The organism is Anabaenopsis arnoldii, assembly GCF_028331025.1.
GTDB lineage: Bacteria > Cyanobacteriota > Cyanobacteriia > Cyanobacteriales > Nostocaceae > Anabaenopsis > Anabaenopsis arnoldii.
Window position 1 is genome coordinate 20,242 of the sequence record NZ_JAQMUH010000071.1, and the last position, 9,307, is coordinate 29,548.

10 protein-coding genes are annotated in these 9,307 nt (G+C 40.6%); 2 read left to right on the forward strand and 8 right to left on the reverse strand.

Annotation, left to right across the window (positions count from 1 at the left end; all coding sequences use genetic code 11):
- Positions 1–38: 38 nt before the first annotated feature.
- The 7 genes from PN457_RS05745 to PN457_RS05775 form a co-directional block, all read right to left on the reverse strand.
- A complete protein-coding gene (locus tag PN457_RS05745) occupies positions 39–1,505 on the reverse strand; it encodes a DUF1802 family protein (protein WP_271731918.1) in 1,467 nt (488 codons plus the stop codon).
- Positions 1,506–1,507: 2 nt separating this feature from the next.
- Positions 1,508–3,454 (reverse strand): P-loop NTPase fold protein, encoded by a 1,947-nt coding sequence (locus PN457_RS05750; RefSeq protein ID WP_271731920.1) that lies wholly within the window; start codon positions 3,452–3,454, stop codon positions 1,508–1,510.
- Between the two features lie 48 nt (positions 3,455–3,502).
- Positions 3,503–4,174 carry a hypothetical protein gene (locus tag PN457_RS05755; RefSeq protein ID WP_271731921.1) on the reverse strand — a complete coding sequence of 224 codons (672 nt, stop codon included), beginning with the start codon at positions 4,172–4,174 and terminating at the stop codon, positions 3,503–3,505.
- A gap of 320 nt (positions 4,175–4,494) precedes the next feature.
- Positions 4,495–4,710, reverse strand: a complete 216-nt coding sequence (ndhO, locus tag PN457_RS05760; RefSeq protein ID WP_271731922.1) for an NAD(P)H-quinone oxidoreductase subunit O — start codon at positions 4,708–4,710, stop codon at positions 4,495–4,497.
- Between the two features lie 107 nt (positions 4,711–4,817).
- The gene (locus PN457_RS05765; protein WP_271731924.1) at positions 4,818–5,660 is read right to left on the reverse strand and encodes a DNA-formamidopyrimidine glycosylase; all 843 of its coding nucleotides are present in this window, start codon (positions 5,658–5,660) and stop codon (positions 4,818–4,820) included.
- 104 nt (positions 5,661–5,764) lie between these two features.
- Positions 5,765–5,977, reverse strand: coding sequence for a photosystem I reaction center subunit IV (locus PN457_RS05770; protein ID WP_271731926.1), 213 nt, complete (start codon positions 5,975–5,977; stop codon positions 5,765–5,767).
- 216 nt (positions 5,978–6,193) lie between these two features.
- Entirely contained in the window at positions 6,194–6,778 is a 585-nt protein-coding gene (locus PN457_RS05775; protein ID WP_271731928.1) for a PAP/fibrillin family protein, read from the reverse strand.
- A gap of 227 nt (positions 6,779–7,005) precedes the next feature.
- Between PN457_RS05775 and PN457_RS05780 the strand changes: the two genes are divergently transcribed.
- Positions 7,006–7,245 (forward strand): DUF3134 domain-containing protein, encoded by a 240-nt coding sequence (locus PN457_RS05780; protein WP_271731929.1) that lies wholly within the window; start codon positions 7,006–7,008, stop codon positions 7,243–7,245.
- A gap of 151 nt (positions 7,246–7,396) precedes the next feature.
- The gene (mraY, locus tag PN457_RS05785) at positions 7,397–8,500 is read left to right on the forward strand and encodes a phospho-N-acetylmuramoyl-pentapeptide-transferase (protein ID WP_271731931.1); all 1,104 of its coding nucleotides are present in this window, start codon (positions 7,397–7,399) and stop codon (positions 8,498–8,500) included.
- Between the two features lie 210 nt (positions 8,501–8,710).
- On the opposite strand, the gene psb28 is transcribed toward mraY, so the two are convergent.
- Positions 8,711–9,049: a photosystem II reaction center protein Psb28 gene (psb28, locus tag PN457_RS05790; protein ID WP_271731933.1), complete on the reverse strand. Its 339-nt coding sequence runs from the start codon at positions 9,047–9,049 to the stop codon at positions 8,711–8,713.
- Positions 9,050–9,307 lie beyond the last annotated feature (258 nt).

Below are 9,307 nucleotides of genomic sequence, written 5' to 3' on the forward strand. Positions count from 1 at the left end.
CTATCTAGGATGCTTGGCAGTTATGGGCAAATATTAAGTTACTCAGCCGTAGTTACTAAGTCTCGGAGGAAGTAAAAGCGATCGCTTTTCCAATCTTGACCTTTAACTCTTCCTAAGTAACCGGTCAGGGGTGAGGAAAGTTCTATTAAAATTTCGTGCATTTCTTGTGGTTGCAGGGGTTGTGGTGGATTTGAGCCGAAATATGCACCGTGTAGGGCTTCTACCCCTGCTAAGTCTATCCCTGAGTTTTGCTGATAATTTTTTACTAGTTGGATAATGTGCGATCGCAAATTGATATCTGTGTAAACTTGACTGATATATTTTTCTACTTGTGCATCACATTGACCCGGTTTTAAATATTCTTTGAGTTTAAATAAATCTACTGAGTTACGATAGTTATTTTGGAGTTTGACTAATTTTTCAAGTGTTTCAGGATTAAGAATAGCCATACCTTGTATTTTTGCAGATTTTTGTAGTTGGTTTGTTGGTTTACCCGCACCAATGATAATTTTAGTAGCTTGATCAAAAAGCTCTGGTTCGCGTAACATTCCCAAATTTAACAATTGTACTGCGCTATCATTAGGAATTCTTTTACCGGCTTTACACTCACCAAATAATGGGTATGGTTGGGAACAAAATAAATCTAAACCACCAGCACCGCCTTTATGACTATAATCAACGGTAAATCCTAAAAATTCCAAGCTATGACGCACCACATTTTCAAAGTCCGTCCCGGCTTGATAGTTACTTTTACCCTCATCTTCTTGTATACTGCGATCGCCTAACGCGGCAATATTATTTATCCAACCCAAATCCTCACCCAGTTGATGATTATCCTCCTGACTACTCCAACCTAAAAACCTTTTAATATCATTGTCTAATGCTTGCGCACCTGGGTTGCTCATACTCACAGACACTATTGCAGTTTGTAAATCTTCTAGTTCTGGGTGTTTGGGTGGTTCGAGGTTTTGTAGTTGCTTTTGGCGTTGAACAAAAATGCGATCGCTCAATACTGGTTTTGCCTCCCCAGCAGTAATATTAGGTATACCGACAAATTTACCAATTTTGCCCTTAATATCGGGGGTGAGTACAACTTGACAAGGCTCCGATAAATGATAAACTCGCAGGTAAGCTAAAAAAATATGTTGTTTTTCTAAGATTTGTTTCAGCGTTGCTGTTGTCCAGATTGTTAACTGAGATAAAACTTCTAACGGCTGAGTCTCATCCAACATTCCGCAAAGTTCACATCTCGCCCAAGCTTTAATAGTAACTTTTTCAGAGTTCACTTGTTTGATAGCACTTTCAGCAATGGGTAAAAAATCCGGGCGATAGTATTGCTCAATTTGCAACTGATGTATTGAAGAATTAACAGGGTAAAGAGCAAATTTATCACCCCTATTCAATAATTTACGAGGTATAGCTGCAATAATTCGCCCTTGTACTAACGCTTCCACATCGCCACTGGGTAGACAAAGGGCTTTATAAATTAAAACTGATTGGCTCATGATTAACTATACAAATCGCTTAATTCGTCTGACTCGTCTGATTCATCTGTTTCACTTAAATTTGTAGGATCAAATAGTTCATCTAAAATATCGCTATCATCAGCATCTGGTAATATGCCTGATGGATCGCTTAAAATCTCTCGTAATAGAAGATTATCAATGGTAATTTTATTTTGAGTAATGATATCGAAAATTTGTGCATCTGTTAAATCATAGTTTGAGCACTTTTGGTAAATAGAGTAAATTGCGATCAGTGGGCGAATTTGTTCTTCTATTAAATCGACGTGTTCCCCTCCTTTTTGGGATATGAGTTCCTCCAGTAATTTATAGGCTTCAGAATTTTGCTTCATTTTTTGGATCTTGTCTTGCGATCGCACTAAACAACCACGAGTCAAATCAAATGTTTGATAATCAATTAAACGTTTTAATCCAGCACATAATGCAGTTCGAGAATCCTGGATTACAGACACGCCAATTTTCACCGCTGCGCCATTCTCAGTACCAACAATTTTAAACTTTATCCAATTTTTATTCTGTGATTTAGGCTTGATATCCCGGATAATCTCCTCAATTTTTACTCCTTCTAAGGTATGATTGATCAATGTCTCAAAACCAAAACATAGAGCCTCAGCCAGCATATTATTATCCTGTAAGTAATCTTCAGCATTGAGATTACTTTCTTTTCTAAATGCCAGTTCAAACCGTGACAGTGGGTCTGGGGGTAGCTCATCCACTTTAAAATTCTTGGCGCACCATTGCAAAGCTTCTCTGACAGTTGGTTTATTTTTGCCGTATTCTCTCAGTTCACCTTCTGTAAATGGGTAAAGTGAATGAGGAGGAATTAATTGTTTTGAATGATAAAATTCCTGAAGCCAAACAGTAACTAAGTCCACCATAGAATCGCTACTAACATATTTTAATTCTATTGGTTTTCTTTGAGTAAATTTTGAGACTCTATCAGGGGTACCACCTGGTATTAAATTTACCTTTTCTCTCCATGTTTCCGGTAGCATTACTGTGAGAAAAACAACTCCTTGACTAAGTTCGGAGTTTTCCAGAGTATCATGGAGAATTTTCACCAAATTAGCAATTACGCTTTCAGTGGGTAAGCCATCTTCAGTGGAGTTGTTTTTAACATCTATCTCGTCAAAACAAATAATAACCGGATTATAGAAACTAACTAAATTCAAGACTTGCTGAATATTTTTCAGGGCTTCAGCTTCTTTGTCTTGATTGCTTTTAGGAGAATTAGGTAAACCCAACTCATCAGCATTGACCTGGGCTAATTCTTCACCAGATAACCATCTGATAGCAAAAGGTGCTTGAGTTTCTGAGAGTGTCCACAAAATAGCCCGGAGAATATAGGGATCTGCATTGGGTTTATTTTTCAGCACTTGTGCTTGCAAGGCATTCATGAGATTTTTGTTTTTGTCCAAACTCTTTTTATATGCTTGGTCAAACTTTTTAACTAACTCTGCTGATTGGGGGCAATTGTCACCTCTAGTTTCGTTGGCCATGGCTGCGGCTACTTCCTGCCACTGCATTACCCCTTGACTACCAGTTTCACTCAGACTATCTGCTAAGGTTTGCTGAAATTGGTACTTCACCAGATTTAAGTCTGTATAATTATTACCACCTGCATAGACAAATAAAGCACCGCCTTTTGTTTCTAATTGATGACGAATGCGGCTGAGAAGATGAGTTTTACCAACTCCCTGTTGTGCAGTGATCACAATGGAAGTCACTTTATCTTGGCTCAATTGACTTGTTCGCACAAATTCAATGGCTTCAAAGACTTTATTAGAAGCATGAGCATTTAAGGTTGGTACATCGGGGACTCCCTTTCCCCATACGTCCTGTTCTTTAACGATACCAGCGTTAGTAAAGGGATTATGATTTTTAATAGCGGCGTTAACGGCTTCTATGGAAGAAATAGGGGTATTTGTCATGATGAATAAATGTCGTGGGAGGAACTACACAGTGTGGAAGCAATTTGATTAACTCAGGCGTTGAGCATAGGAACGTAGTTGTGTACCTTCCATAGATATCGAGTCTTCTCGTTTATCAGGGGTAAAGTCTGCTATTTCTCCAGTAATCAGCTGCAAAATGTCCTCAGCTTGCATTTCGATCAACCAGGTGTTGAAGTTTTCACGGCTCACCCGCTCCCCTATGGTTCTCCTGATGCGATAAATAGGCACTAAATCATCTAAGTTGTAGTTCTGATTGAGTTGGTCGTAAACTTCTAATGCCACAGATTTAAATTCTTCGTAGGAAGAAATAACCGCCAACTTCACCCCATCACTCGCAAGAACAGATAGAGTTGATCCCCCATTCATCTGACTAATCCACCGCAGCAACGCATTGGCTACCCAGGTGCCGACAATAGTCCCCTCAAACTGAAAATCACCACTGCTCAAACCCTCCCCCAACATCTCCAAACCTATGGGAGAGGTGAGAGAAATTTTCTTTTTAGAAATAGAAATTGCTCCAGCCGTTTCCAAATCTTTAAATATGTGCCGATAGTCTCCTACCTTCTTACCCTTAGTGACAATTCGTTTAGTGAGTTGACCCTGGTTAACCTCTCCCTCCACTGCTCCCATATCCCACAACGCCAGCAGCACGCGTGTTTTAGCTTGAGTATCCTTTAAACCTTTTTCTTCTGCAGCCATGCCCAGTGTCCTATATGACTATTCATTTTATGGTAATATTATTTTGTCGTCTTAGCTATAAAAAACTTTTACTTATGAAGACTTAGATCCCCGACCTCTTTAAGAAGTCGGGGATCTGAAACTCCTAGTTTTTATAAATCAAATAGGATATCTGAATTTATGGTTTTTCAAGGTGAATTCCATCAACCCCTCCCCAACTCTTCTGCGCTTTACAAAGTCGCATAATCATTACTTATTTCCATGCAAAAATCAACCTTTAAAGCCTCTGTGCTTGCGGAGGAGAGGTTGGGAGAGCGGTTAGCGGGGGAGTGTCAACAGACTTAGTTAAACTCTTCGAGCTGGTCTAAGCGTAACCAAATATTTGGCGTTGGTACTTTCCCAAATTTTACCAAGGCGTAATCACCCTTAACATCGACAATTTCGCCCTTGCTGTCAAACAAATATGAAGGAAAGCGAGGATCGCTGGCTTGTGCTTCCAAACTATTTTCCAGCTTCTCGCGGACAGCGCGAACCATATCCCCTTTTTTAACTGCCATAAATTTCCTCTTGAATTGGTTTTAACAGGATTTTAACTTGTGGTCAGATGCAAATTCACTTAAGAATTTATTGCTGGTTTGTTTACACCCCATTCCCAGCCTCTCTACTAACTCTGACATTGGGGGCAAAAATGACTGGAACGCCCGGCTAATTTAATTCGCTCTATGGGAGTACCACAAACTCGACAGGGTGCGCCAGTGCGGTTATATACCCAAGCCACACCGCCATAATTACCGTTAACCCCTTGAACGTTGAGGAAATTACTAAAGGTTGTACCCCCAGCTGCAATACTGGTTTCTAATACTTGAATAATAGCTGTGTGTAAACGTTGAATTTGCTGTAACTGCAAATCCATACACAGGGTTACAGGTAAAATTCCACTTTTAAATAGTGCTTCGTCAGCGTAAATATTACCTAAACCCGCCACCACTGATTGATCTAATAGTGCTGTTTTAATAGGACGGCGGCGATTTTGTAATTTATCGGCGAAATACTCAAGGGTGAATTGAGGCGAAAAAGGGTCTACGGCTAGTTTCCCTAAACCGGTAATTATACTTTCTACTGCTACTCCTGGGGGAACCCACCACATTTGACCGAAGGTGCGCTGGTCAACAAAGCGTAATTCTTGCTGGTTTTCAAAGAATAGCCTCACTCTGGTGTGCTTGTGTAATGGTTCGTCTTGATGTAGCCATAATAGCTGTCCGGTCATGCGGAGATGAACCCCTAACGACGGAGTCTGGGGTGAGGGGGTGAGTTCCGCTAAAAGATATTTACCACGACGATGCCAAGCGGCGATCGCACTTCCTGTAATTTCACAAATGAACTCATTTACAGAAAACGGGTAGGCAATGGTGCGGTTTAGCAACACATCCCCACCCGTAATTTTGCGGTGCAGGGTAAATTGGTTTAGACCCCTGCGGATTGTTTCAACTTCAGGCAGTTCAGGCATTTAAGCTATATCGTTTACCTTTGAGGGTAGGCTGGTGAATGATATAGGATTTAAGCTATATCATTCAGCATCCCATCAAATTATTACCTTTATTGCTCTGCCGCTTAGTTTTTAGCTTTAGCTTTTGGTGGTTCTACCTCAAGTAATTCATCTAGGGCAAAGTTATTAGTGTTGAGACCAGAGTAATTCACCTTATCAAACCGGACAATTGCTGCGTATTTAATGCCGCTTTGGTCAATAGAAGCCACTGTGCCTACATCCTGAAACCAGTAGGATTCGGGGCGGAGAATACGCACTTTAGAACCACGTTGAACCATAAGTATCTTCCCTTTTAATGATGGATATATTAGGGCTAATTGATTTCACTTTACATTGTCCAGCTGTTTCCTAGAGGCTTTGTTAAGTTATTTATCTGAAACGGGGTTAAGTATTCCTCCATTGACAGCCGAAACCTGACAAGGTATCAGACCCATCTTGACAAAAAACCGAAGGCAGGGTATTTTCGTTGGCAAATGCAACGGATGTAATAAGATTTATGTTTTACTCAAAACAAACACACTACCCTCGTTACCCCTGCCAATGCGTAAATCACTATCTATATAAGTAATATCTAGCCAGCCTTGCTGTTGCTCGCTGTTTAAGGAGGTATCAATAGCCGTAAACTTTTTACCGGATTCAATTTGTTGAATAAAACTGGCGGGAGAACTGTAACCGATTAAAGGTTTTAAACCCAAAATGGATCGCTCAAACTTGACTTGTACACGTCGCTCCGAAACTGGTTCAAATTTGGCAACTACACTTACTAATCCTTCCAGATAAGGTAAGCCATAAATCTCGGCTATATTGTAAATACTGCCAGTGTTGACCCGGATACACTGATAAATTTGTCCCAGCTTACATAACGGTATGCGATCCAGGTTTAGGAGAGCTTTACTGGTTGTATAGATTAACCGCCAATCACCATTGAGTAAATCCGTCGCTTCTAAGGGGCGAGGGGTAGGATTGAAGTCTTCTAAATTGGCGATGGCTGCTAAGATAGCTTGTTTTTGTGGTTCAGTGGCTAGTAAACCGCGATTAGTACCGGCGATCGCATCAATGAGATTAGCTTTACCGAGCATGGTCTATCACCTCAAAAATCATCAGGATTGATCTACTTTCAGCCAACAGTATAGATTATGACATGATACTCGTGCAATTTGGGTGGTTCTTATAAGACTATTCAATAAATTATTTCTGCCAGTTTACGGATTTATTAACTACGACTTGAATGGATAATTAAAATATCCCTTGTCAGTGATAGACTTCTTAATGTCTAGTTACATGATCTTTTTGTGTTTTGGTAGATATGCTGAACTCTCCATTAAGTGAAGAACCCCGGAACCAACGTGCGCCAGTAATTCCATTAAAGCAAGAATCTTCTATGTTGGACTGGTTACAAAATCAAGGAAGGCTTGTAGCGCGTACTGTTCAAGAAACCGACTATTCACAACAAGAAGAAGAAATATCAGATTTCTTGAGTTCAGAAGACGGAATAGATGATTACGACATTGATGATGGTAGTGATCTTGGCGTAGACGAAGACTAGCCTAGTCAACCTGGGTAGTATTACCATAGCACATCGGCGAAAAAGTCAAATCAAAACTCATTGATGTTTTTGTCAGAAATTTATCTCGGTTTTTCCGTGCAGTGCTGGGTAATATCTATGTTCTGTTAAGTGTGGAGTGAAGGAAATTTCTGTGGACGCTAAATTATCTCCTAACCAAGGGTCAAATATTTCGGGTATTAGCTTAGCTTTTGGTTTAGTTATAGCCCTCAGTGTAGCAGCATTGAGCTTGGATTGGCTAGGACAGAGAACGCCCTGGCAAGGTATGTCACTTACGTTACCATTGTTGCTAGGAGCGCTGAGTACATCTGCTATGGGATTTTTAGTAATCCCAATGTTACAAGCCTGGAAAACTGGCCAAATTATCCGCGAAGATGGACCACAAGCCCATTTAAAGAAAGCTGGTACGCCAACTATGGGGGGTATATTTTTTGTACCGGTATCTGTGGCGATCGCCTGTATATTATCTAATTTTGCCACAGAAGTCCTTGGGGTCTGTGCTTTAACTCTCAGTTATGGATTTGTAGGTTGGCTTGACGACTGGCAAATTCTGCGTCGCAAATCAAATAAAGGGATATCACCCAAAATGAAACTGGCTTTGCAAATTGTATTTGCAGCCCTGTTTTGTCTGTGGCTGATGTTTAATCATAATTCTCAAATTACAAATATTGCTTTACCCTGGGTGAGCTTTACACTACCTTTAGGATATTTATTCTGGCCTTTGGCTGGCTTTGTCCTGGTCGCAGAAAGTAATGCAACTAATTTAACTGACGGTGTTGATGGTTTAGCAGCGGGAACCGTGGCCATCGCTTTATTAGGCTTAGGTTCTGTTATCGCCCCCGCTTACCCGGGATTAATGGTTTTTTGTGCCGCATTAAGTGGCGGTTGTTTAGGTTTCTTAGCCCATAATCGTAACCCAGCACGGGTGTTTATGGGTGATACTGGTTCCTTAGCACTGGGCGGAGCTTTAGCTGCTGTAGCTTTACTAACTAATAGTTTGGTAGCACTGTTTATTCTCAGTGGTATTTTCTTTGTGGAAACTATTTCAGTTATTGCCCAGGTGGGTTATTACAAAGCTACCAAGGGTCCTGATGGGAAAGGAAAGCGTTTATTGAAAATGGCTCCCCTACACCATCACCTAGAATTAAGCGGGTGGTCGGAATTACAAGTGGTAAGGGTATTTTATGCGATCGCTGGCATTTTGGCTGTTATTTGTGTAGCGATCGCCACTTTTTAAAATTTCACAACTTTTGAGAAAATCATTTAACAAAATACAAACTCCCTAATATAGGGAGTTTTTTTGATTATAGGACTTACGCAAGTGTCAGATTAAATGTATCTTGTCGGTTGCGTTATACCAATTCCATCAAATGATAAAACTTCTATGGGGTGGGCATCTTGCCCGCCCTTGTACCTACTCAGATGAAATCTGCTGTATATCGGATATCTATTGAGCCTTGTTAAATCCCAAATCATTTTCTGCCGCATAGCGTTCCATGAAGCGCATAAAGCGCTCCCATTCTGCAGCAGATTTCATCAGATGAACAGCTTCTAAGGCTTCTGGCTTCCCGTTGATGAACTTACCCTTAACTTCTCGGGTAATAATTTCTCCTTCCTCGTCAATCAAGTACATCCCGGTGATTTCCTCCGTGTTACCTTGATCTAAAATGCGCGGATTGGTGAAAATAAACGTTGCTGTCCCACTGTCGCCACTGCGCGAGCGGGTTAAGCGTACTTCTGGAATTACTTCCTCGTCGATTCCTCTGCAAAACTGGATTTTTGCCATGATGTCTGTATTTAAAGTTTTGTAATGGTTAATTTCCCATTTTCTGCTATATAAAACCTAGACAAAGCTAGACTTTACTTTCTACTTCAACGGGAGCATGGGAGCGGTTATCCCTGGTGTAGACTTGCACGCCTTAGCCAGACGCGATATTTCTCAAGTTAAGATTTACAAGAAAGACTACCGCTATCATTGCTTGGTTTTCGCGTTGGCAATAGTCTTAATTCAATACTTGATATCGTAGGATTATATATCAAGTGG

Excerpts from the sequence above, each read along its gene's own strand:
- PN457_RS05745 (WP_271731918.1), bottom strand. The coding sequence starts at position 1,505 with ATGAGCCAATCAGTTTTAATTTATAAAGCCCTTTGTCTACCCAGTGGC.
- PN457_RS05750 (WP_271731920.1), bottom strand. The coding sequence starts at position 3,454 with ATGACAAATACCCCTATTTCTTCCATAGAAGCCGTTAACGCCGCTATT.
- PN457_RS05755 (WP_271731921.1), bottom strand. The coding sequence starts at position 4,174 with ATGGCTGCAGAAGAAAAAGGTTTAAAGGATACTCAAGCTAAAACACGC.
- ndhO (WP_271731922.1), bottom strand. The coding sequence starts at position 4,710 with ATGGCAGTTAAAAAAGGGGATATGGTTCGCGCTGTCCGCGAGAAGCTG.
- PN457_RS05765 (WP_271731924.1), bottom strand. The coding sequence starts at position 5,660 with ATGCCTGAACTGCCTGAAGTTGAAACAATCCGCAGGGGTCTAAACCAA.
- PN457_RS05770 (WP_271731926.1), bottom strand. The coding sequence starts at position 5,977 with ATGGTTCAACGTGGTTCTAAAGTGCGTATTCTCCGCCCCGAATCCTAC.
- PN457_RS05775 (WP_271731928.1), bottom strand. The coding sequence starts at position 6,778 with ATGCTCGGTAAAGCTAATCTCATTGATGCGATCGCCGGTACTAATCGC.
- PN457_RS05780 (WP_271731929.1), top strand. The coding sequence starts at position 7,006 with ATGCTGAACTCTCCATTAAGTGAAGAACCCCGGAACCAACGTGCGCCA.
- psb28 (WP_271731933.1), bottom strand. The coding sequence starts at position 9,049 with ATGGCAAAAATCCAGTTTTGCAGAGGAATCGACGAGGAAGTAATTCCA.